The sequence below is a fragment of the candidate division KSB1 bacterium genome, assembly GCA_034521575.1.
Taxonomy (GTDB): domain Bacteria; phylum Zhuqueibacterota; class Zhuqueibacteria; order Residuimicrobiales; family Krinioviventaceae; genus JAXHMJ01.
In genome coordinates, this window is record JAXHMJ010000005.1 from 14,982 (window position 1) to 37,861 (window position 22,880).

General features: G+C 47.2%; 22 protein-coding genes and 3 pseudogenes. All 25 read left to right on the forward strand.

The genetic code is table 11. The features are described from left to right. Positions 1-102 precede the first annotated feature (102 nt). The 25 genes and pseudogenes from U5R06_12825 to U5R06_12945 all read left to right on the forward strand — a co-directional run bounded on the left by U5R06_12825 (position 103) and on the right by U5R06_12945 (position 22,776). The gene (locus U5R06_12825; protein ID MDZ7723652.1) at positions 103-1,452 is read left to right on the forward strand and encodes an MFS transporter; all 1,350 of its coding nucleotides are present in this window, start codon (positions 103-105) and stop codon (positions 1,450-1,452) included. A gap of 819 nt (positions 1,453-2,271) precedes the next feature. After that, positions 2,272-2,616 (forward strand): type II toxin-antitoxin system RelE/ParE family toxin, encoded by a 345-nt coding sequence (locus tag U5R06_12830; GenBank protein ID MDZ7723653.1) that lies wholly within the window; start codon positions 2,272-2,274, stop codon positions 2,614-2,616. After that, entirely contained in the window at positions 2,613-2,900 is a 288-nt protein-coding gene (locus U5R06_12835; GenBank protein MDZ7723654.1) for a helix-turn-helix domain-containing protein, read from the forward strand. The genes U5R06_12830 and U5R06_12835 overlap by 4 nt, the downstream gene beginning before the upstream one ends. A gap of 368 nt (positions 2,901-3,268) precedes the next feature. Then, positions 3,269-3,613, forward strand: a complete 345-nt coding sequence (locus U5R06_12840) for a type II toxin-antitoxin system RelE/ParE family toxin (protein ID MDZ7723655.1) — start codon at positions 3,269-3,271, stop codon at positions 3,611-3,613. Then, a complete protein-coding gene (locus U5R06_12845; GenBank protein ID MDZ7723656.1) occupies positions 3,610-3,891 on the forward strand; it encodes a helix-turn-helix transcriptional regulator in 282 nt (93 codons plus the stop codon). Before U5R06_12840 ends, U5R06_12845 begins: the two co-directional genes overlap by 4 nt. Before the next feature lie 211 nt (positions 3,892-4,102). After that, the gene (locus tag U5R06_12850) at positions 4,103-4,309 is read left to right on the forward strand and encodes a hypothetical protein (GenBank protein MDZ7723657.1); all 207 of its coding nucleotides are present in this window, start codon (positions 4,103-4,105) and stop codon (positions 4,307-4,309) included. Between the two features lie 113 nt (positions 4,310-4,422). Continuing rightward, positions 4,423-4,650, forward strand: coding sequence for an addiction module protein (locus tag U5R06_12855; GenBank protein MDZ7723658.1), 228 nt, complete (start codon positions 4,423-4,425; stop codon positions 4,648-4,650). After that, positions 4,650-4,928 carry a type II toxin-antitoxin system RelE/ParE family toxin gene (locus U5R06_12860; GenBank protein MDZ7723659.1) on the forward strand — a complete coding sequence of 93 codons (279 nt, stop codon included), beginning with the start codon at positions 4,650-4,652 and terminating at the stop codon, positions 4,926-4,928. Before U5R06_12855 ends, U5R06_12860 begins: the two co-directional genes overlap by 1 nt. A 121-nt stretch (positions 4,929-5,049) precedes the next feature. Next, positions 5,050-5,328, forward strand: coding sequence for a type II toxin-antitoxin system Phd/YefM family antitoxin (locus U5R06_12865; protein ID MDZ7723660.1), 279 nt, complete (start codon positions 5,050-5,052; stop codon positions 5,326-5,328). 2 nt (positions 5,329-5,330) lie between these two features. Continuing rightward, positions 5,331-5,630 (forward strand): type II toxin-antitoxin system RelE/ParE family toxin, encoded by a 300-nt coding sequence (locus tag U5R06_12870; protein MDZ7723661.1) that lies wholly within the window; start codon positions 5,331-5,333, stop codon positions 5,628-5,630. A 240-nt stretch (positions 5,631-5,870) separates the two neighbouring features. After that, positions 5,871-6,410, forward strand: a complete 540-nt coding sequence (locus tag U5R06_12875; protein MDZ7723662.1) for a macro domain-containing protein — start codon at positions 5,871-5,873, stop codon at positions 6,408-6,410. Positions 6,411-6,980: 570 nt separating this feature from the next. Beyond that, complete coding sequence (locus U5R06_12880; protein ID MDZ7723663.1) at positions 6,981-7,655, forward strand: class I SAM-dependent methyltransferase; 675 nt, start codon at positions 6,981-6,983, stop codon at positions 7,653-7,655. A gap of 72 nt (positions 7,656-7,727) precedes the next feature. After that, positions 7,728-8,072, forward strand: a complete 345-nt coding sequence (locus U5R06_12885) for a hypothetical protein (protein ID MDZ7723664.1) — start codon at positions 7,728-7,730, stop codon at positions 8,070-8,072. Positions 8,073-8,093: 21 nt separating this feature from the next. After that, positions 8,094-8,468, forward strand: coding sequence for a VOC family protein (locus U5R06_12890; GenBank protein ID MDZ7723665.1), 375 nt, complete (start codon positions 8,094-8,096; stop codon positions 8,466-8,468). Between the two features lie 203 nt (positions 8,469-8,671). Further along, positions 8,672-9,929, forward strand: a pseudogene (gene fabF / locus U5R06_12895) (beta-ketoacyl-ACP synthase II). Next, positions 9,916-10,983 carry a nitronate monooxygenase family protein gene (locus tag U5R06_12900; protein MDZ7723666.1) on the forward strand — a complete coding sequence of 356 codons (1,068 nt, stop codon included), beginning with the start codon at positions 9,916-9,918 and terminating at the stop codon, positions 10,981-10,983. The pseudogene fabF and the gene U5R06_12900 overlap by 14 nt, the downstream one beginning before the upstream one ends. Positions 10,984-12,170: 1,187 nt before the next feature. Beyond that, the gene (locus tag U5R06_12905) at positions 12,171-15,881 is read left to right on the forward strand and encodes a DEAD/DEAH box helicase family protein (protein ID MDZ7723667.1); all 3,711 of its coding nucleotides are present in this window, start codon (positions 12,171-12,173) and stop codon (positions 15,879-15,881) included. A 19-nt stretch (positions 15,882-15,900) separates the two neighbouring features. Then, entirely contained in the window at positions 15,901-16,746 is an 846-nt protein-coding gene (dinD, locus tag U5R06_12910; GenBank protein ID MDZ7723668.1) for a DNA damage-inducible protein D, read from the forward strand. Next, a complete protein-coding gene (locus U5R06_12915; GenBank protein MDZ7723669.1) occupies positions 16,743-17,930 on the forward strand; it encodes a restriction endonuclease subunit S in 1,188 nt (395 codons plus the stop codon). Before dinD ends, U5R06_12915 begins: the two co-directional genes overlap by 4 nt. Before the next feature lie 380 nt (positions 17,931-18,310). After that, positions 18,311-18,439, forward strand: a pseudogene (locus U5R06_12920) (transposase). Positions 18,440-18,664: 225 nt separating this feature from the next. Continuing rightward, positions 18,665-19,114, forward strand: a pseudogene (gene rhuM / locus U5R06_12925) (RhuM family protein). Positions 19,115-19,175: 61 nt separating this feature from the next. Beyond that, positions 19,176-20,801 (forward strand): type I restriction-modification system subunit M, encoded by a 1,626-nt coding sequence (locus U5R06_12930; protein MDZ7723670.1) that lies wholly within the window; start codon positions 19,176-19,178, stop codon positions 20,799-20,801. A gap of 1,177 nt (positions 20,802-21,978) precedes the next feature. Beyond that, a complete protein-coding gene (locus U5R06_12935) occupies positions 21,979-22,275 on the forward strand; it encodes a chorismate mutase (GenBank protein MDZ7723671.1) in 297 nt (98 codons plus the stop codon). Between the two features lies 1 nt (position 22,276). Further along, positions 22,277-22,549 (forward strand): DUF4160 domain-containing protein, encoded by a 273-nt coding sequence (locus tag U5R06_12940; protein ID MDZ7723672.1) that lies wholly within the window; start codon positions 22,277-22,279, stop codon positions 22,547-22,549. Continuing rightward, entirely contained in the window at positions 22,546-22,776 is a 231-nt protein-coding gene (locus U5R06_12945; GenBank protein MDZ7723673.1) for a DUF2442 domain-containing protein, read from the forward strand. The genes U5R06_12940 and U5R06_12945 overlap by 4 nt, the downstream gene beginning before the upstream one ends. Positions 22,777-22,880 lie beyond the last annotated feature (104 nt).

The window sequence follows — 22,880 nt, forward strand, 5'->3', positions numbered from 1 at the left end:
TTGTGCTTCGAGCAAGAGCGGTACAGACTGCAAACAGCACCGGCGGCCTTGCTGTTTTTGAGTAACTCTTGTCAACCCACATAAATGACGCTGGATACAGACATGCAGACAATAGCGCAACCGGAAAATCCGGAACATACCCCATCGGCTGACTCCCCCGGGACTCTCTTTCAGCAAGAGCACCGGCCGGCGACAACAATTATCGCGATCATGGCGGCCGTGCTGTTCATGGGGATGGGGGCGGCTTTGCAGGGAACGGCTTTGTCGATCCGTGCCAACATTGAGGGTTTTCCCGAACCGATTTTCGGTGTGATTATGTCGATGTTTTATGCGGGACTGGCGGCCGGTATTTATATTGCCGGACCGGTGATACGGACGGTGGGCTATGTGCGCTCGTTTGCCGCCTTTGCCTCGATTGCCTCGGCCACAGCGATCATGCATGTCATTCTTGTCAATCCCTACGCCTGGGTGGTGTTGAGACTGGCGCACGGACTCTGCCTTTCGGTGATGCTGGTGGTGGTGGAGAGCTGGCTGAATGTGTCCGCAACCCTGCAGAATCGCGGCCGCATCCTCAGCTTATATGCGGTGGTCTATCATGCCTCAAGGGGACTGGGGCAGCCGCTGATCGGTGTATTTTCACCGGCGAGTTTCGAGATTTTCGGCGTGACCACAGTCCTGACCTCGCTCTGTCTGGTACCGCTGACGCTGGCCAAGGTGACCGGCCAGCCGCAGGTTCGCAAGAGTCCGCCTATGCTGGTCAAGACGTTTATGCGCTCGCCCCTGGCCGGTTCCGGAATCGTCGTAAACGGCTTGTTATTCGGCGCCAGCTGGAGTCTGATTCCCCGCTACGGCCAGCAGGTGGGAATCGTTGAAGCCCAGATCGGCGTGCTGATGCTCCTGGTGTCGCTGGGGACCCTGGCTTTTCAATGGCCCCTGGGCTGGATATCAGACCGCCATGACCGCCGCAAGGCGATTCTCATGAGCTCAGTGGTGGGATTTGCCGCGGCTTTGTTGATCGCCGTGACCCGGGCCAGCGGCGGAATGCTGTTTCCTCTGGTGCTGGTGTTCGGAGGTTTTTCAATGCCGCTCTATTCCCTCTCGATTGCCATGATGAACGACCAGCTCAACCGGGATGAAATGGTGACTGCCGCCGGCGCGATCATTGTATACTATGGCATCGGCTCGGCAGCCGGACCGTTGATCGGCGGACTGTTCATGTCGCGTTTGGGACCGTCCGGACTGTTCTATGCAATGGCCCTGGCGCTGGCCCTGCATAGTCTGTTTGCCCTGCTGCGCGTGCGAATCACACCCAGGATACAAAAGGTCCGCAAGAGCGGCTATCGCATTTATCCGCGCACCTCGGCGGCAGCGTTCGGCCTGCTGCGTAAAGCAAAGCGGTCCAGGGCGCGGCGGCCGGAACAACAAAAATACGAAAAAGATGAACAACATTGATCCCCTTGGGATGTCATGACTCATCATGAATAAATCACACATGGTTTTTATGACATGACGGTTGAGCCATGAGTGAAAGCGGCACCATACAGCCACGAGCTATTCATGTAGGCCGACGAGTTCGTCGGCCAACGCACCAATAAGCAACGAACCAAACGAACCTTTCCCGGCTGACCATCTTTTATCTGGTTCCGCCAGCCCTCTGGCAGAATCCACGCCCGGATACTCTGTCCAGCGGCAAATGTACGAAAACCAATTTCGTATTAAAACTACACTGTTGTACTATGAATAAAAGCAGCACAGAACAGCAAACCTCATAGTACAACTCCCGGTTGACATGAATGAAAGCGGCACGGCACGCCCACCATCATAGTAAAACGTTTTTCCTGCGAGTGATCATCTCTAAAAGAGTTCCGGGTATATAATCCAAAAGCCCTTGAATGAGTTCATACTTGTAACTTTTTCCCTTGCATCTTTATCTAGTAATGCATAAAATCCAAATACTAATAAATTTGTGCCGGCGGTGATGTATCCGACACAGAGCTTATTGCGGGTGGTTCTTTTCTTTGAAATTGAATTCGGTTTTAGCGGGATTAATATAAAGACGTTTGCTCTGAATTTCATATTTCTGTATAGTATGAAAAAGTTCGTGTTATTGAGAAATTGGTTAATCAGTGGTTATGTTGCTGTCAAAATATTTCAAAATGTATTACGATGATCAAGAAATCTGAAAATATTATTATTAGCATTTTCCAAAAGTCCAGTTCTTTCTATTAATATTTCTCTTGATTAGAGTAATCCAATGGATTATATTAGTGTGTGCTAATTACTATAGTAGAATTACCGGAATACATAAAACGAGCTGGCAAAATTTTATCGAGAGATGAAAGAGATGAATTGCTTTTTTATCTGTCTTCACATCCCAAAGCCGGCGAAGTGATGCAAGGAACGGGTGGTGTAAGAAAATTGGGATGGGCTTCAAAAAATAGAGGTAAAAGTGGTGACTCGAGAATAATTTACTTTTTTTATAATGAAACAATTCCAATATTCTTATTAACTATATTTGGTAAAAATGAAAAAATCAATTTAAGCAAATCAGAGAAAAATGAATTATCGAAACTTTTGAAAGAATTGGTAAAAAATTATCAAAGGAAAGAGAAATGAATAACGCATATAAAAGTATAAGCAAAGGATTAAAAGAAGCAATTGATTATTCCAAAGGGAAGCAAAAAGGTGCGAGAGAATTTCGTCCACAACAAGTAGATGTAAAAAAATTACGAGAACGGACAGGAATGACTCAACCAAAGTTTGCAGCGTCATTTGGGATAAGTCTTGGTACTTTACGTCATTGGGAAAGAGGAGATAGGAATCCACAAGGGCCGGCTCTCGTGCTTTTAAATTTATTATCAAAGGATCCAAATAAAGTATTAGACATTTTACATCAGTAAAAATAAGCGCAACATAACAAAGTTTGTAGTGCAAGGTAGTCGTTCTCAATAAAATCGCAGCAAAAAATGTTCAATAAAAAATATACATTTTTTGCTCGTAATTAATCGTGTTGTCATATTAGAAAACATTGTATCTATGGGCGGCGGGTTATGCGCGGTGCCGTTATACAAATAGATTTGAAGCCATAGAATGACAAAAGTAAAATATAAATAATTGTGTTTAGCCAGCCCAATTGGCAGTATAAACACAATTGGTTTTACACACACGGTTGTGCTTCATACAAGAAAAGTCCTTGCGTTCAAAAAAAGATATTAAAAAGATTAGAATAATTCTTGATTTTATGTAACGAATTCGTTACTTTTGCAAAATGAGAAAAGTTGACATTACAGAAAAATGCTTAAATTTCATCGATGCTCAAGGACAAAGGGTTTCAGATAAATTCTTTCAATTGATTGAGATAATTGGAAAAGTGAAAATTGTTCATACTAATTTCGTAAAGAAACTAAAGAATTCAAGGTTTTATGAACTACGAATTAAAGCAGGCAACGAATATCGAGTATTGATTTTTGCGATTGACCATTTGAATTTTTCTGAATGTACAAAGGCTGTTTGCTTGAATGGATTTATAAAAAAGTCGAACAAAGATTATGTTAAAGCAATCAAGGAAGCAGAGAAAATTTTAGAAGAATATTTAAAAAGTAAGGAATTATGAAGACAATGAAAGCAAAGGACTTATTGGCAGAACGCTACGGTGAAAAAGGTTCGGAAAGCAGAGAGAAATTCCGAGATGAAGCATATTCCTATTATTTCGGTGAGATTATAAGAAATAGACGGAAAGAATTACATATGAGCCAAGAGAAATTGGCTGAAGCTGTAGGAAAGAAACGCCCTTATATTTCTCGGATTGAAAATGGCGAAGATGTAAGGATTTCAAATCTGTTGTTAGTTGCAAATGCTTTAGATTTATCAATTCAATTAACATCCAGATAATAAAGCACGAAAACACAACATCGTGTATAGTGTATTTGGCGGATAGTGCTAAATTCAAGGGTGTTACATCTAATAAACGGTGTAGCGTTTTGACAGGTTCGTGCTTTGAATCGCCAAACGACACCATACACGTAACCGGTTGGGGGTAATGATGAAAAAAGTATGTGATACAATAAATTAAATATTCAAAACTTAAGAAAGAAGCATTATTATGAAAAAAAGTAAGATTAGAAATTTTATAATTTCAAGTGCTATTGTATGGGGTGCTGTATTAATTTATGTAGCGTATATTTTGAAAGGTACTGAATTCAAAAATGAAATAATTGGTGTAATTGCTGGTGGTATTATTTTTCACTTGATATTTATTTGGATACCTCTTGGAAAACAATTAACAATTAACAATTATAAAGCTACATAGATTAGGGAGTCATGGAGAGCAACCTTTGCTTTTTTCATTAGTACACCTAATCTTATGTTAAGGCCACACTATATAGGCATAAATATGAGAAATCCACATAAGGAGAGATTAAAATGCGACCTGATGAAATAAAACAAAAAATTGAAGAATTGAATCTTTCTGAAAAATTATTACTAATTGAAGATGTTTGGGATGCAATTGCTAAGAGCAATCAGGAACTTCCCATGCATGAATGGCAGAAAAGAGAACTCGATAAAAGATATCGGGAATATAAGGCCGGAAAGCAGAATCTTCATGATTGGCAATCAGTTCACGAAGATATCAGGAATCAATATAAATGATGCTCCGCTATACGGATAGATCAAGAGAAGATTTGGAATTGGCCTTTGGCTGGTATGAAAGACAACGGAGGGGCCTTGGTTTCGATTTTCTTGATTGTGTTGAGACAGCTATACAAAAAATTATCACCTATCCAGAAATATACCAGGTTCGATATAGGGATTTTCGCGGCTGCCCTATAAGGAGATTTCCATTCTCTATATTTTACACAATTGAACAGAATGAAATAGTGGTGCATTCAGTATTTGATAATCGACAAGACCCAAAAAGAAGGCCTTAACAATTTTCTGCACCTGACCGGTGAGAAATACGTTACAAGGAAGAAGAAAAAAACAATTTGCATCTCAAGTTTAATGGGCTATATTAAGGTCGATATCGTGATCTTAAAACAGGAAGTAAATATGAAATCAATCAATATTGCAAATGACATAGTGCCTGTCGCTGAATTTAAGGTTCAGGTTTCAAAATATCTCAGAAATATTAAATCAACAGGGCGCCCTATGGTCATCACTCAAAACGGCAAGCCTGCCGGAGTTCTTTTATCACCGGATGATTATGATGAACTCATCTATCAGAAATCGTTGATCGAGTCGATTAATCGGGGGCTTTCTGATGTTAAAAATGGAGATGTCTACACAACAGAAGAATTGAGAAAAGAACTGGAACGTAGAAGAACATAGTTATGCAAATACGATGGACTCGCGAGGCATTAGAAAGGTTAACCGAGATTGAAGATTATATATCAAAAGATAGTGCGGAACGAGCCATTGGTTTTGTGAATTATCTGATCGACCAAACCGAAGCATTAAAAGATCATCCAAGACTTGGAAGAGTGGTGCCGGAAACTGGCAATGAAAATATCCGCGAGCTCATTGCGAGAAAATACCGCATTATTTATCGAGTATCCAAAGATGGGATTGATATACTCACGGTATTTGAAGGCCATCGCCTTTTGCGTCTTGAGGAATTGGGGAACAATTAAAAGAGAAAAGTTGAAAAGTTCAAAATAGATCATATTTGACGTTCTAGAAGGTAATATCAATAAAATATCTCTTACCAAATCAAAAAAGCAATACGTAGTTTAATTTCAATATCCACTAACTTTCATTGCAATAACTTGCCCAGCTTGTTTTGCTGTGCTCGCTGGTAGGTCGTGCCGGGCTTGCAAGGGCCGTTCTGCAATAAAAATACAGGGCATTCTCATGAAAGGAGACAAGAATTTATGACAACGCGAAAATTACATGGAGTGAAAATAGAATGTGTTCAGGGCAATATTGCGCAGCAACCGGACATGGACGCCATTGTCAATGCGGCCAACGCCGAGCTGCAGATCGGCGGTGGGGTCGCAGGAGCTATTCATAGAGCTGCGGGACCGGGTCTAGAAGCGGAGTGCCGTCCGCTTGCCCCCATCCAACCGGGTGAGGCTGTTAAAACCGGCGCACACAATCTGCCAAACCGCTACGTTATCCACTGCCTTGGACCAGTCTACGGCATAGATAAGCCTTCTGATCGATTGTTGGCCTCGTGTTATCGTAATGCACTGCAACTCACCGAGGACAATGGCATCAGGTCCATAGCGTTTCCTGCTATCTCTACAGGCGCTTTTGGCTATCCACTGGAACCAGCTGCGCGGATTGCTCTAAACGCAATATTGGAAACACTGCCTGATCTTGCGATTGTTAATCATATTCGCCTTGTGTTTTTTAGCAACGCTGATAAACATGTATGCGAGCAAGTACTGACCGAATTCACGGAAAGGTGATTGAAGGAATAGACAAAAGCACTCAGTCGCCGCCAACAAGATTGTCAGATGCAGAATTTGACCCATATAAAAATACGCATAACCGCATCAACTCGGGCTGGCAATTCTGCTGCAGGCATTAAACCAAATGATCAACGGGCTCGGACAGGAGCAGACATAAAATGAGTGTTCATATGTTTTGGCCCATGCCGGTCGTCCAATCAAAAAATGCGAGGTCCAAAGCTGTCAATATTTTTTCCCTTGCATCTTTATCTAGTAATGCATAAAATTCAAATACTAATAAATTTGTGCCAGCGGTGATGTATCTGACACAGAGCTGATTGCGGGTTGTTCTTTTCTTTGAAATTGAATTCGGTTTTAGCGGGATTAATATGAAGACGTTTGCTCTGAATTTTATATTTCTGTATAGTATGAAAAAGTTCGTGTTATTGAGAAATTGGTTAATCAGTGGTTGTGCCTATAATGATTACTAATACAATGATAAATACGAACGAATTCTATGCAGGGCTTACACCTCTATATCACTTGATCTATCCGGATTGGGATAAGAGTATAAACCGCCAAGGAGACATGATCGATTCCGTTATTCGTGAAATGTGGGGAGCCATGCATGAGGTTCTTGACGTTTCTTGCGGCATCGGTACGCAAGCACTGGGTCTATCTACCTTCGGGTATGATGTCACTGCATCTGACTTGTCACCTGAGGAGGTCGATCGGGCTAAGCAGGAGGCAAGCAAACGAGGACTTTCAGTTGCTTTTTCGGTTGCGGATATGCGGCGGGCCTTCGACCATCACCAGCGACAGTTCGATGTCGTGATTTCTTGCGACAATTCGGTTCCACACCTTCTTTCGGATGAAGATATACTTGTTGCTATGAAACAGTTCTATAAGTGCACGCGACCCGGTGGTGGCTGCATAATCACTGTTCGTGACTACGAGAAGGAAGACCTGACGAGGCAACAGGTTAAGCCATATGGCATCCGGGAAGACAATGGTATTCGTTGGTTGCTTTGGCAGGTCTGGGACCCACATTCGCCGATGTATGATGTTACAATGTACTTTGTTGAGGATCGTGGTGAACCTATTTGCAAGACCTATGCACTTAGGGCTGCGTATTATGCCATAGGCATCCCTACGATAATGGCACTGATGCAGCAGGCAGGATTCGATGACGTACGTAGACTGGATGATAGATTTTTTCAACCCATGATCATTGGAACAAGGAAAGCACAACAATTTGCTTGAGAGGGACGCGCAAAAAACCGCGCGCCCCTCAGCAATGCGTTAGGTTGACGCCTTCGGCGCAAAGGAGAAAATTTGAATATGCTTTACGATAAAATGAATGTAGGATGTGTTGTCTATAAAAAGGACGTCAATACTGGCAAATTGTTTGCGGATTGGAAATTTGAATACCAAGGTAATTGTGCCACTGGGAGAGGCATAGGTATCGGACCAATTGGTAATGATTACAAAGGTAAATATAGTATTATTTATTATAATGAACAAGGTGAAAGCAATGGAGAATATCTATTAACAATTACAAATGATAATAAAATTTATAAACTTGAATGGTATCAAGATGAAATAATGAAGTGTTATGGGATTGGAATGATGCATGACGATCTTTTAATTGCAGGATGGATTAAAACATCAATAATTTGATAGTCAACTAAAGGAGTTTTAATGAAATTTTGTTGGGCAACAATCAATGTGAAGGAAATGAATGAATCAATATCTTTTTATCAAGATATTCTCGGGCTTAAACTAATAAGACGAGGTCAAGCAACTGAAGATATTGAATTAGCTTTTCTAGGAAGTGGAGAAACTCAAATTGAATTGATTTGTAATAAATCTGAAACTAAAATTGAATTTGGAAATCATATTTTTCTTGGTTTTGAAGTTGATTCATTACAAGAAACAATGAAATTTCTTGTAATGAAGGAAATCAGTATACAATCAGGTCCATTCAGACCAAATAACCTGATAACATTTCTGTATATTTCAGATCCCAATGGACTAAAGATTCAGTTAGTAGAAAATCTCAAAACAGAAACCTAACAACTGCTTCAACCGGATAATTCCTTTTGTCATGAAAATTGCAGTCGTCGCTTCGCTCCTTTGAGCAATTTTCACGCCAATCCCTTCGGGCCGGAATTACCGGTTAAGCAAATGTTATGCCTTGAAATCTTAATGATTATAGGTTTTTAAATGGAACCTGGAATCTATATCTTTGGAATATCTTTAATAAGGATTTTTTTATCATGAACGAACATCAGGTTGTCATCACAGGCTTGGGCGCTGTAACACCGATTGGTATAGGTGTAAAGGATTTTTATGAAGGATTAAAGGCCGGGCGAAACGGAATTGCGAAAGTTACTCGTTTTGATGTGACAGATTATCGTTCCAAGCTCGCGGCTGAGGTAAAAGGTTTTAACGCTGAAGAATGGATTGACAAGAAATCGTCAAAGCGTATGGATCGGTTTACACAGTTTGGCATTGCCGCATCTACAATGGCAATTGAAGATGCAAACTTGTCATCCTTCTCATTTGACAAAAACAGGGCAGGCGTTATCATCGGCTCCGGCATTGGTGGTTCACAGACAATCGAAGATGGGTATTCCCAGCTTCAGGAAAAGGGACCCAAAAGTTTAAATCCGTTTTTTGTGTCCAAGCTGCTCATCAATATGGCAGCGTGTATGGTTTCCATTAAATATGGCTTGAAAGGCCCCCTTTCTGCTCTCTCTGTAGCCTGTTCTACAGGTTCAAACGCCATTGGTGATGCGTTTCGAATTCTTCAGAGAGGAGATGCCGACATTATGCTCGCAGGTAGTTCCGAAGCATGCATAACTCCGCTGCCCTATGGATGTTTTTGCGCAACACGATCCATGACTCCAAATGAATGCGCTGAAAATGCCAGTAGACCCTTTGATAAAAATCGTGATGGTTTTGTGATGGGAGAAGGAGCCGGGATTGTTGTTTTGGAAAATTTGAAACATGCTTTAAAGCGAAACGCAAGAATTTATGCTGAAATCGTCGGATACGGAAATACGGCCGATGCCCATCACTTTACGGCACCAGAGCCCGAGGGCGATGGTATGAGTTCGAGTTATGCAAGCGGCGCTGCAAGATGCTGATGTGGAAGCTGCAAAAATAGGATATATCAACGCGCATGGTACATCCACTGTTTTAAATGACAAATGTGAGAGTGCTGCTATTAAAAAAGTATTTGGTGAACATGCAAAAACCTTAAAGGTCAGCTCGATAAAATCAATGATTGGTCATCTTATGGCAGCCGCAGGTTCTGTGGAGTTCGTGTCGACTGTAATGAGTGTGTTTACTGGCATGATCCCGCCAACCATTAATTATAATGAACCTGATGCTGATTGTCCTCTTGACTATGTTACCAATGGTGTTGAATCGCTTGATTTAAAAATTGCAATGAGTAATTCATTTGGTTTCGGTGGAGGCAACGCTTGCCTCATAATTAAGAAATATGGAGATATAAGTGAAAATTCCTAAACTTCAGATCGGAAGTATATCAGCAAATATACCTATTGTTCAAGGAGGTATGGGCGTCAGGGTTTCTCTTGCTTCGCTGGCTTCAGCAGTAGCAAACCAGGGCGGAATCGGCACAATTTCCTGTGTTGGTTTAGGGGATATCAAAGCTTTGGCAGACGAGTATGAAAGAACATCCAGGGAAGCATTAGTAAATGAGATCCACAAAGCCAGGAGTATGACTGATGGTCACCTTGCAGTAAACATCATGGGTGTACTCAGCAACGCGGATGATCTTATCAAAACTTCTATACAAGAAGGTATTAAAATAATTGTATTCGGCGCCGGATTGCCAACTAAACTTCCGGCTTTAGTCCAGGATCCCAGTGTAAACCTTGTGCCCATCATCAGTTCTGCTAGAGTTGCAGAATTTATCTTGCGATCATGGGATAAACGGTATGAAAGAATCGCCGATGGACTGATCCTGGAAGGGCCACTGGCCGGGGGACATCTCGGTTTTTCAGCAGAACAACTGGAACATCCGGAGGACTACTCCCTTGAAAAAATTTTGCCTAAAGTCCTGGAAGCTATTAAACCCTATGAAGATAAATTCGGAAGGAAAATACCTGTAATCACCGGAGGTGGTATATATAACGGAAAAGATATTGCCCGAATGCTTTCCCTGGGCGCTTCAGGTGTTCAGATGGGAACCCGTTTTGTTTGTACCGAAGAATGCGATGTGTCTCAGCAATTCAAGCAAGCCTATCTGGAGGCAGGAGAAGATGATATTGTTATTATTAAAAGTCCTGTTGGTATGCCTGGACGGGCGATAAATAATCGTTTTTTAAAAGACCTTGAAGTTAAAGGAAAGCAGAAAATAAATTGTCCTTATAGATGTCTTACTGCCTGTAAAGTCAAAACTGCGAAATATTGCATTGCACTGGCTCTGCTGAATTCCTATTTTGGTGATGTGGACCACGGCCTCATTTTCTGCGGGCAGAATGCGCATCGTGTTGATAAGATTATTACTGTTAAAGAACTTATTGAAGAACTTCTCTGCGAACTCGAAGAAGCATAATCGAGTAGGCGGCTCAGGCCATAAGACCGGAGTGCGCCTCTCACACCACCGTGCGTACGGTTCTCGTGCACGGCGGTTCCCGCCAGCAGGCGGGCAAGCTATTAACCATGAGTCAGTTTAAGATAGTACGATAGCATAGAAACATAACCCCTGCGTTCCAATCTGGCATTTGTTATTGTTGTGCTCAGAATTGGACTGCAGGCAACCGCCCAGCGTCCCATTCGATAATCTTGAGCAAAAGTACAATCATATTATATGACTTGATCAACAAGAGAATTCCGGGTATATAATCCAAAAGCCCTTGAATGAGTTCAAACTGATAACTTTTTCCCTTGCATCTTTATCTAGTAATGCATAAAATTCAAATACTAATAAATTTGTGCCAGCGGTGATGTATCTGACACAGAGCTTATTGCGGGTGGTTCTTTTCTTTGAAATTGAATTCGGTTTTAGCGGGATTAATATGAAGACGTTTGCTCTGAATTTCATATTTTGTTTAGTATGAAAAAGTTCGTGTTATTGAGAAATTGGTTAATCAGTGGTTCGGTTTGTTAGAAAATCCCCATAGTTTCAAGACAAATGGCCATAGCTAAATAGCAAAAATTGATAATGAAAAGACCTGACTTTGATTTTGAGAGACTCGACACAGCCGAAAAGCTGAAAGAAGATACGGAAACATGTGAGACTCGAAGAAATTGCGGAAATTATGTGGCAATGGTGTTATCTCAATGCGACCTTGGATAGTGAATCAGCGAAGACTCTACAACTATATTGAATCCGAGTTCCCAATTGAAATGCTTATGGATTTTTGTCCGGGTTCCTCTGATATCAAGTTCATTTTCAGCCCGCCTGATACGTACGATTACGCTGAGGAGCATACAGGAAAGGAATTGGCGAAAAAAAACGTTTCAGGCACCAAGAGTGACGTATCTCCTTTATCAAGTATTTTTCAAACTCGGTGCATACGAAACACAACGTGTGGGCAATGTGGAAGAGAGGAATGCTCTCAAGACATTCAAAAATCATGTAAAATGATTGAATAATTCAAGAGCATCCCGTATTCCGATACAGGGCAGGAAGCCGAACCCGGCGCAGTAAATATCCATGACGTCCGAAGAGAGAAAACGAAAAGCCCTGCCCGGAATGAATAAAGCCGATACTTGACCCGGTTTCAAAGAGAGGAAACAATGACCGAACAAGAACTCGAACAAGCGCTGATCGAAAAACTGATCGATCAAAAATACACCCACCGCCCCGACATCCATGACCGCGCCGCCCTCGAAGGCAACTTTCGTGAGCACTTTGAGGCCCTCAACCGCGTCCAGCTCACCGACGGCGAATTCAAGCGCCTCCTCGACGAGATCATCACACCCGACGTCTTCACCGCCGCGACCCTGCTCCGCGAGCGCAATAGCTTCACCCGCGACGACGGTACCCCGCTCAACTATACCCTCGTCAACATCAAGGACTGGTGCAAAAACACCTTCGAGGTCGTCAACCAGCTTCGCATTAACACCGACTATAGCTTTCAACGCTACGACGTGATGCTCCTGATCAACGGCATCCCCGCCGTCCAGATCGAACTCAAGACCCTGGGCATCAGCCCCCGCCGAGCCATGCAGCAGATCGTCGACTATAAAAAAGATCCCGGCAACGGCTATACAAAGACCCTGCTTTGCTTTGTCCAGCTCTTTATCGTCTCCAACCAGACCGAGACCTACTACTTTGCCAACAACAACGACCGCCATTTTGCCTTCGACGCCGATGAAAACTTTTTGCCCATCTATCAGCACGCTGCAGAAGACAACGCCAAGATCACCCACATCGACGACTTTGCCGAGTCCTTCCTGCCCAAGTGTACTCTCGGCACCACCATCAGCCGCTACATGGTCCTCGTCGCCTCTGAGCAGAAAATGCTCATGATGCGCCCCTACCAGATTTACGCCGTCAAGGCCATCGACCAGTGCATCCGCGAAAACCGCGGCAACGGCTACGTCTGGCACACCACCGGCTCGGGCAAGACCCTCACCTCCTTCAAGGCCTCCACGCTGCTCAAACTCAACCCCGACATCCAAAAATGCCTGTTCGTCGTCGACCGCAAAGACCTCGACCGCCAGACCCGTGAAGAATTCAATCGATTCCAGGAGGGCTGCGTCGAAGAGAATACCAACACTGCCGCGCTGGTCCGCCGCCTCGTCTCGGACGACTATGCCGACAAGGTCATCGTCACCACCATCCAGAAGCTCGGCCTCGCCCTCGACGAAACCAGCAAATACAACAAGTTCGACAAGAAAAACGGCAAGGCCACCTTTAAACAGCGTCTCGAACCGCTTAGCGACAAGCGCATGGTCTTTATCTTCGACGAGTGCCACCGCTCCCAGTTCGGCCAGACTCACCAGACCATCAGGAACTTTTTCCCCAAGTCCCAACTCTTCGGCTTTACCGGCACGCCTATTTTTGAAGACAACGCCACGACAAAGAAGATCGATGGCGATATCGCCACGCTCAGAACCACCAAAGACCTCTTCCCCAGCGAACTGCACGCCTACACCATCACCCACGCCATCGAAGATAAAAACGTCCTTCGCTTCCACGTGGATTACTTTAAAGTGGCGGGAGCATCCTGCTCCCGAGCTACGGATGGCCAGGAGCAGGAGGGTCTCACTGCATGGGAATACTTTAATCCATCCACCGAGATCGAAATCCGCACGGGTGGCGATCTCCCTCATTGGGAGCAGGACTCGGTTTGGTATTTCGTCACCTTCCGGCTCGCCGACTCTTTGCCCCAAGCTGTTGTGGTAGAGATCAAGGAACAGCGCGACTGCTGGAAACAAAGCCACGACCTCGCCCACCTCACCCGCGATCAAATCGCCGAGTATCACCGCCTCTTTTCTGACCGCTACGAAAACCTGCTGAATGCAGGCAATGGCTCATGCGTCCTACGCGATCCCGACATTGCCAAGATTGTGGATGACGCCTTTCATCATTTTGAGGGGCAACGGTACGACCTGGACGAATATGTGATCATGCCCAATCACGTTCACGTCCTGGTCAAACCTCTGGCTGAATACCGGCTGGTCGATATTCTTCATTCCTGGAAATCATTCACCGCCAACCAAATCAACCGGCATTTGGGAAAAACAGGGCAGATATGGCAACACGAGTCATACGACCATATCGTTCGGCACGAGCGCGCGATGGAAGCGATCCGTCGCTATATTCGCGAACACCCAGTTGCGGGAGCTTCCAGCTCCCAAATGAAATCCAAGCCCAAGCCCAGGACAAGGAAGCAGGATGCTCCCGCCACTGTAGCCAAACGCGCCGCCATCGACGCCATTCTCGACAAGCACGACGCCGCCACCGGCGAGCGCCGCTTCAACGCGCTCTTTGCCACCGCCTCAATCAACGACGCCATCGAGTACCACGAGCTTTTCAAGCAGGTTCAGGCCGAGCGCCAGGCCGGCGATTCCGGCTTTGTGCCGCTTAAGGTCGCCGCTGTCTTTTCCCCGCCCGCCGAGGGCAACAAGGATGTCCAGCAGCTCCAGGAGGACCTGCCCCAGGAACTCGAAGACAACCAGCAGGAACCGGACAGGAAAAAAGAAGCGCTCAAGGCCATCATCGCCGACTATAACGGCCGCTACGGCACGAATCACTCCATCGGCGAGTTCGACGCCTACTACCAGGACGTCCAGAAACGCATCAAGGACCAGAAATACCCCAACCGTGACCTCCCCCAAAAGGGCAAGGAGAAGATTGACATCGCTATTGTCGTCGACATGCTTTTGACCGGTTTCGACGCCAAATACCTCAACACCCTCTACGTCGATAAGAACCTCAAGCATCACGGCCTCATCCAGGCCTTTTCCCGCACCAACCGGGTGCTCAATGCCGCCAAGCCCTACGGCCACATCCTCGACTTTCGCGGCCAGCAGGAAAAAGTCGATGAAGCCATCACCCTGTTCTCCGGCGCACGAGCCGAACACGCGAAGGATATCTGGCTCGTGGACAAGGCCCCCGTGGTGATCGAACAACTCAAGGCCGCCAGGCAGGAACTGGACGACTTTCTCCAGTCTCAGGGCCTTGAGGCGCGCCCCGAAGCCGTGCCCAACCTCAGGGGCGACGAAGCCCGCGTCGCCTTTGTCAAGCAGTTCAAAGAGGTCCAGCGCTTCACGACCCAGCTCGACCAGTACACCGACCTCACCGACGATCAGCGCCGGGAGATCGAGCAGACGCTCCCCAGGGACGACGCCCGCGCCTTCCGCGGCGTCTACATCGAAACCGCCAAACGCCTCAAAGCCAAACAGGACAAGACCGGCGGCGACATGCCCCGGGGTGACGACCGCGTCCGCGAGCCCTCGGATGAATATGGCAGTGATGCGATTGATCAGCTCGATTTCGAGTTCGTCCTCTTTGCCTCGGCCGATATCGACTATGACTATATCATGAACCTCATCGCCCGCTTTAGCGGGCAGACGCCGGACCAGCAGGAAATGAGCCGCGAGCAGCTCATCCGCCTCATCCGCTCCGACGCCAAGTTCATGGATGAACTCGACGAGATCACCGAATACGTCCGCACGCTGGAAACCGGCCGGCCCCTCACCGAGGAAGAGGTTCGCAACGGCTACCAGCGCTTCAAGGACGAGCGCCATGCCGCCGAACTTGCCGCCATCGCCGACACGCACGGCCTGACGACCGACGCCCTGCAAACCTTTGTGGACGCCATCCTCGAGCGCATGATCTTTGACGGCGAGCAGCTCACCGATCTCATGGAACCCCTCGATCTAAGCTGGCGCGAACGCCGCGAGAAAGAACTGGCGCTAATGGACGACCTGGTGCCGCTGCTGAAGAAACGCGCGGGTGGGCGAATCATCTCCGGACTGAACGCATATGAACAATAAACGATAGAGAGGCGCCTACATGGAAAGCAATCAGATTCAAGCAATGACCCAAACATTCGAGGGCCATGCTCAACAGACGGATAATGGAGTGGAATACTGGCTGGCTCGAGACCTCCAAATCCTGTTGGGTTACACCGAATGGCGCAATTTCCTCAGAATTATTGGAAAAGCGGAGACGGCCTGTGAGGTTTCGGGGAATCCAGCCTCGGATCATTTTGTCGACGTCAACAAAATGATCAAGCTGGGCAAGGGAGGTCAGCGCGAGATTGAAGATGTGATGCTTACCCGCTATGCCTGCTACCTCATCGCCCAGAACGGCGACCCGCGAAAGCCGGAGATTGCCTTTGCTCAAACCTATTTCGCCCTCCAGACCCGCAAGGCTGAACTCATCGAGCAACGGCTGCTGGAAGCCGAGCGTGTTTCCGCCCGCAAGGAACTCACCGATACCGAGAAAGAACTCTCCAAGGTCATCTTTGAGCAAACCGGCGGCAACCAGACCTTCGCCCTTATCCGCAGCAAAGGCGATCATGCCCTTTTTGGCAAGAGCACTCAGACCATGAAAGCCCATTGGCGAGTGCCGAATAATCGGCCGCTGGCGGACTTTGCTCCGACGATTATTCTCAAGGCCAAAGACTTTGCCACCGAGATCACCATCCACAACGCCCGTGAACACAAGATGGCCAGCGAACCGCGGATATCCCGGGAGCACGTCACCAACAATCAGGCCGTCCGGGAAACCTTGCTCAGCCGGGGAATCCGCCCCGAAAGCTTATCCCCCGCCGAGGACGTTAAAAAGGTCGAGCGCCGCCTGACTTTAGAAGAGAAAAAGGCGTTGAAGAATCCAGACAGATTGGAAAACGAATGAAACATAAAAGCACACGCATCTTGACGCCGAAACTGCGGTTTCCGGAGTTTCGGGATGCGGGAAAGTGGAATAAGCAGAAGCTAGGTGACATCGTAGCGCTTGAATACGGCAGTCCACTTCCTGAGAAAGATAGGAAAGGCGGTCGTTTTCCTGTCATAGGTTCAAACGGGATTGTCGGCTACCATGATGAGGCCATAGTCGATGGGCCAGCCATCGTCGTTGGCCGTAAAGGTTCAGCAGGACAAGTCAACTGGATTGAATCCGACTGCTATCCAATCGACACTACGTTTTTCGTCAAAAATTACGATACTGAATCATGTCCGATTGCTTTTCTTTGGCGACTACTTGAACGAAGTAATTTGGAGAGACTTGGTGATGCAGGTGCTGTGCCGGGTCTGAATCGCAACGAAGTCTATTTGCTGAAAACATACATCCCATCCCCAGCCGAGCAACAGAAAATCGCCGAGTGTCTGAGTTCGCTGGACGGGTTGATCGCCACCGAGGGCCGGAAGCTCGAGGCGCTCAATGCCCACAAAAAAGGCCTGATGCAGCAACTCTTTCCCCAACCCGGCGAGACCATGCCCCGGCTGCGGTTTCCGGAGTTTCGGGATAGCGGGGAGTGGGAAAATAAGACACTGGAAGAAGTAGCTGATTATGAAAATGGAAAAGCTCATGAGCAGGATATAGACGAGCATGGAAAGTACATTGTTGTTAACTCAAAATTCATTTCAACAGAAGGCGAAGTAATAAAGTACAGTAATTCTATTAACTTATCTGCAAACAAAGACGATATTTTGATGGTTCTGAGTGATGTACCAAACGGACGGGCGATAGCAAGATGTTTCCTCGTAGATAAAGACGATACGTATACCGTAAATCAGCGTATATGTAAGATTACGGCACAGAGTGTCGTAAGTGTACTGCTTTTTTATATTCTAGATAGAAATACATATTTTCTTGCTTTCGATGATGGCGTTAAACAAACCAATTTAAAAAAAGAAGATGTACTTCAATGCCCAATAATGTTACCCAAGGATGAAGATGAACAACAACGCATCGCCGCCTGCCTCACCGCCCTCGACACCCGGATCAACGCGCAGGCGGAGAAGATCGACACCCTCAAGACCCACAAGCGCGGCCTGATGCAGCAGCTCTTCCCAGCGATGGGGGAGGTTGAGGCATGAGCAACTCTGGGAACGCCGACGTCCCCGTCGGCGCCACACCACCACAGGCCGACGAGAACGTCGGCGCTCTTAGGGATGACACACCCAGGGGGTGGTATTCACGCGGCTATCTCCCCCATTGTGACGCTCCGCGGTTGATCCAATCCATCACCTACCGCCTGGCCGATAGCCTTCCGCAAACAAAATTGGCCGAGTTACAGGAAGAACTTCCGCGTTTTCCTGAAAAGCAGCGGGAGGTTGAGCGTCGCAAACGCATCGAGGAGTGGCTTGATGCCGGATTGGGTTGCTGCGCGCTCGCGCATTCTGAGGTTGCGCAGTATGTCCGGAATTCTTTTCTCCATTTCCATGGCGTGCGCTACCACCTCCATGCCTGGTGTATCATGCCCAATCACGTCCATGTGCTGATCGAGCCTTTGGTGGGTCTCGCCGGCATCGTGCAAGGGTGGAAATCGTATACCGCGCGCTGGGTGTTGAAAAAGAACGAACAACTCGGTCTGAATATCCCCCGGCCCGATCAATTTTGGATGCGGGAGTATTGGGATCGCTACATTCGTGACGCCGGGCATTATCGAAGAGGCTGTCGCATACATTCATCAGAACCCCGTGAAAGCCGGGCTCTGTCAGACCGCCGAAGCATGGCCCTGGTCGAGCGCCTTTCCCGGGAACGCCGACGTCTCCGTCGGCGCTACATCACCACAGGCCGACGAGGACGTCGGCGCTCCCAGGAGTTTTCCATGAACGACCTGATCCTCTACACCAATGAAGACGGCAGAAACCATATCCAGCTGCGTGCGGATCAGAACACGGTCTGGCTGATACAGCGGGAAATGGCAGAGTTGTTCAATGTGAGCGTGGACAATATCGGCCTGCATCTCAAAAACATTTATCAGGACGGAGAGCTGACGCGGGAAACAACTGCCGAGGAATCCTCGGTCGTTCAAACTGAGGGCAGCCGGGAGGTGCGCCGTGCGCTCACGCTCTACAATCTGGACGCCATACTGGCCGTGGGCTACCGGGTGCGCTCGCCCCGGGGGGTGCAGTTCCGGCGCTGGGCTTCGACGGTCCTCAAGGAGTACCTGCTCAAGGGCTTCGCGATGGACGACGAGCGGCTGAAAAACCCGGATGGCCGCCCGGATTACTTTGATGAAATGCTGGAGCGCATCCGCGAGATTCGAGCTTCCGATCTGAAAGCTCTTGAAGCAAAGATCAAGTAACGAAAACAGTGAACAGGGACAGGAAAAAACCATGACTGAAAACAACCAGAAACAACTGGGCAAAATCCTCTGGAACATCGCCGACCACCTGCGCGGGGCGATGAACGCGGACGATTTCCGCGACTATATGCTCGCGTTTCTGTTCCTGCGCTATCTGTCGGACAACTACGAGCAGGCGGCGCGGAAGGAACTGGGGCGGGACTATCCCGACCCGGATGCGGTGGGCAACGGCGGCCGGACGCCGCTGTCGGTGTGGTACGATGACAACCCCGACGACGTGGACGCGTTCGAAAAACAGATGCGCCGCAAGGCCCACTATGTCATCAAGCCAAAGCATCTGTGGGCGAACATCGCCTGCATGGCCCGGACGCAAGACACGGAACTGCTGAACACGCTGCAGGAGGGTTTCAAGTACATCGAGAACGAATCGTTCGAAAGCACCTTCTCCGGGCTGTTCTCGGAGATCAACCTCGGCTCGGAGAAGCTGGGCAAGACCTACCAGACCCGCAACGATAAACTCTGCACGATCATCCAGAAGATCGCCGAGGGGCTGGCTGCGTTCTCGACCGATTCCGACACGCTGGGCGACGCCTACGAATACCTGATCGGCCAGTTCGCCGCCGGGTCGGGCAAGAAGGCGGGGGAGTTCTATACGCCCCAGCGCATCAGCGACATCCTGTCCGCCATCGTCACCCTCGACGGCCAGGACCCCGAGACCGGCCCCCGGAGCAAGCTGGCAAGCGTGCTGGACTTTGCCTGCGGGTCGGGGTCGCTGTTGCTGAACGTCCGCAACCGCGTGGTCAATGCCGGGGGCAGCGTCGGCATGATCTACGGCCAGGAGAAGAACATCACGACCTACAACCTTTGCCGCATGAACATGCTGCTGCACGGGGTGAAGGATTCGGAGTTCGAGATTTACCACGGCGATACGCTGACCAACGACTGGGACATGCTCCGTGAGCAAAACCCGGCGAAGAAGCCGACGTTCGACGCGGTCGTCGCCAATCCGCCGTTCAGCTACCGCTGGGACCCGAACGACGCCCTCGGCGAAGACATGCGGTTCAAGAACCACGGGCTGGCGCCGAAGAGCGCGGCCGACTTCGCCTTTCTGCTGCACGGGTTTCACTACCTCAAGGATGAGGGCGTGATGGCGATCATCCTGCCCCACGGCGTGCTGTTCCGTGGCGGCAAGGAGGCGGCGATCCGCAGGAAGCTGCTCAACGACGGGCACATCGACACGGTGATCGGCCTGCCGGCGAATCTGTTCTACTCGACGGGTATTCCGGTGTGCATTCTCGTGCTCAAGAAGTGCAAGAAGCCCGATGACGTGCTGATCATCAACGCCAGCGCTGAAGGCAACTTCGAGAAAGGCAAGCGGCAGAACTATCTGAACCCCGAGCACATCAAAAAGATCGTCGACACCTACCAGCACCGCAAGGAAGAGGAGCGGTACGCCCGGCGGGTCGAGATGGATGAGATCGAAGAGAACGACTACAACCTGAACATCTCGCGCTATGTCAGCACGGCCAAGCCGGAACCGGAAATCGACCTGAAAGCAACCCACGCCGACCTGGTCGACGCAGAGAAAAAGATCAAGGCGGCCAAGGACAAGCACAACGCGTTTCTCGAAGAACTGGGCCTGCCGCCATTGCCGTAAAGCTCCCGGCCGGCAAATCACAGCATAAAAAGCAATCTTGTTGCTTTTTGGGCCGCCACCTTGTGTGAACTTTTTTGTGCAGAAAGGGACGCTCTTGACACATTCAAAAATCAAGTTAAATTATTGAATAATTTAAGAGCGTCCTGTATTCCCACGTTAAATTGAGAGATTGCGTTGGTTCATTTCTTTGGAGCGTCCCCCGTCCTACGAAAATAAACCAATAAACGGGGAACCGTCTAACAAGATTGTTTCCCGGTGTCGATAACCAATTTATTGTCGGAGGCAAAGTACTGTACTTTGTTCCCCAGGGGTTTTGCTCCTTTGGCGGACCCATAGGAGGTACGGAAATCACCGCGATCGGCTTTTTCTTTGCATATTTTGACCCGTGTTTTCATCTGGATTACTCTATTTTAAAAGTTCAAAAATACCATGACCGCGCAAACAGCTGCAGACGTGGGCAGGTTAAAAAAGCGTGTCGGTTCAGCCGCACTGAGAAACCGTCCGGATAGCGCTGTCATCGCATATAAACACAAAAAGCGATTCTCCGAGCACAAAGCCGGCCGATTGCGCCGCCTGAATTTCCTGCCAGCTCCCCCCTGCTCTACGCGGTAAGACGCTGAAGAATTAACACGCAAAGAGCAGACCTGTTCGGCATGGCCGCCAGGTGCCGGATTAACGAAACGGAACGTAAAATACACCGTTGCCGGAAATCGCCGGCAGCGCCAAATCCATGCACAGGAAGGTCAGGAGCAAAAGAACAAGGAAAAGGCTAAAAAGAAGCAGGATGGCGAGCAGGGGGATTTGTTTTGAAGAGTAAAAAAATGTGTTGAAATGTTCTTTAAAAATTGTAAATTGTCCATCGAGATATGTTGACAACAAAAAAATTCCGGGTATATAATCAAAAAACCCTTGAAATGAGTTCAAACTGATAACTTTTTGCCTTGCATCTTTATCTAGTAATGCATAAAATTCAAATACTAATAAATTTGTGCCAGCGGTGATGTATCTGACACAGAGCTGATTGCGGGTGGTTCTTTTCTTTGAAATTGAATTCGGTTTTAGCGGGATTAATATAAAGACGTTTGCTCTGAATTTTATATTTTGTATAGTATGAAAAAGTTCGTGTTATTGAGAAATTGGTTAATCAGTGGTTATGCACTTTGAATATGGATGAAATATGAGACAGCCAAATGAATGCAAAAATATGGAAGACGTTTGGAACGAAATTGACAATATTGATTTGCAGATTATAAGATTGATTTCCAAAAGGGGTGAGTATGTTCACGCTGCGTCGAAATTTAAAAAGAGTCAAATTGAGGTAAGAGCCGAAAATCGTGTAAAATCAATGCTCAGAAAGAGACGCGATTGGGCTGAAAACGAACATATAGAACCCGATGTTGTTGAAAAGCTATTTTCTTCTTTGGTCGATTATTTTATCGCTAAAGAAATGAACTACTGGAAAGAGGATAACTGAAATGCCCACTATTTCAATGTTTTATGGTATTCTCATTCGGATGTTTTTCAAGGATATCGATAAGCATATTCTCCCGCATATTCATGCGGAATATCAAGGCAAAGTTGCTGTCTACTCTATTCCTGACGGCAACTTGCTCGCAGGCAATATACCTCTGCAAAAAGAGAAATTAGTTGCAGCTTGGATTGAAATTCACAAGGATGACTTGCTGGCAGATTGGGAACTTGCTGTTAATGGTAAAACTCCATTCAAAATCAAAGGATTGGACCAATGAGAATAGACAAAGTTAAAGCAAATCAAGATTATACGCTTACTATTGTTACTGAGGACGGAAGGACGGGACTTTTTGACGTCAGACCATATTTAGAACTGGAAGCCTTTACTGATTTGAAAAAGCAAGGTGCTTTTCACAAAATAGTAAATGGCAGGTATTTTATAGAGTGGGATTGTGGCGCTGATTTGTCAGCTGATACCATTGAAGCTCAATTAAAAAGCGCATAAGCAAATGCAGCCGATTTTAACCGCCGATTCTTTCAGGCACAATCCAGATTAATCTCAAGTTCGGTTCATTTGCGCAAGTTTGTCTGATGCGGTTAAAACGGCTG

Coding starts and splice junctions, on each gene's coding strand:
- U5R06_12860 (MDZ7723659.1), top strand. CDS start 4,650: ATGCTCCGCTATACGGATAGATCAAGAGAAGATTTGGAATTGGCCTTT.
- U5R06_12945 (MDZ7723673.1), top strand. CDS start 22,546: ATGAGAATAGACAAAGTTAAAGCAAATCAAGATTATACGCTTACTATT.
- U5R06_12890 (MDZ7723665.1), top strand. CDS start 8,094: ATGAAATTTTGTTGGGCAACAATCAATGTGAAGGAAATGAATGAATCA.
- U5R06_12845 (MDZ7723656.1), top strand. CDS start 3,610: ATGAAGACAATGAAAGCAAAGGACTTATTGGCAGAACGCTACGGTGAA.
- U5R06_12870 (MDZ7723661.1), top strand. CDS start 5,331: ATGCAAATACGATGGACTCGCGAGGCATTAGAAAGGTTAACCGAGATT.
- U5R06_12935 (MDZ7723671.1), top strand. CDS start 21,979: ATGAGACAGCCAAATGAATGCAAAAATATGGAAGACGTTTGGAACGAA.
- U5R06_12930 (MDZ7723670.1), top strand. CDS start 19,176: ATGACTGAAAACAACCAGAAACAACTGGGCAAAATCCTCTGGAACATC.
- U5R06_12875 (MDZ7723662.1), top strand. CDS start 5,871: ATGACAACGCGAAAATTACATGGAGTGAAAATAGAATGTGTTCAGGGC.
- U5R06_12880 (MDZ7723663.1), top strand. CDS start 6,981: ATGATCGATTCCGTTATTCGTGAAATGTGGGGAGCCATGCATGAGGTT.
- U5R06_12865 (MDZ7723660.1), top strand. CDS start 5,050: ATGAAATCAATCAATATTGCAAATGACATAGTGCCTGTCGCTGAATTT.
- U5R06_12855 (MDZ7723658.1), top strand. CDS start 4,423: ATGCGACCTGATGAAATAAAACAAAAAATTGAAGAATTGAATCTTTCT.
- U5R06_12835 (MDZ7723654.1), top strand. CDS start 2,613: ATGAATAACGCATATAAAAGTATAAGCAAAGGATTAAAAGAAGCAATT.
- U5R06_12915 (MDZ7723669.1), top strand. CDS start 16,743: ATGAAACATAAAAGCACACGCATCTTGACGCCGAAACTGCGGTTTCCG.
- U5R06_12840 (MDZ7723655.1), top strand. CDS start 3,269: ATGAGAAAAGTTGACATTACAGAAAAATGCTTAAATTTCATCGATGCT.
- U5R06_12940 (MDZ7723672.1), top strand. CDS start 22,277: ATGCCCACTATTTCAATGTTTTATGGTATTCTCATTCGGATGTTTTTC.
- U5R06_12825 (MDZ7723652.1), top strand. CDS start 103: ATGCAGACAATAGCGCAACCGGAAAATCCGGAACATACCCCATCGGCT.
- dinD (MDZ7723668.1), top strand. CDS start 15,901: ATGGAAAGCAATCAGATTCAAGCAATGACCCAAACATTCGAGGGCCAT.
- U5R06_12850 (MDZ7723657.1), top strand. CDS start 4,103: ATGAAAAAAAGTAAGATTAGAAATTTTATAATTTCAAGTGCTATTGTA.
- U5R06_12905 (MDZ7723667.1), top strand. CDS start 12,171: ATGACCGAACAAGAACTCGAACAAGCGCTGATCGAAAAACTGATCGAT.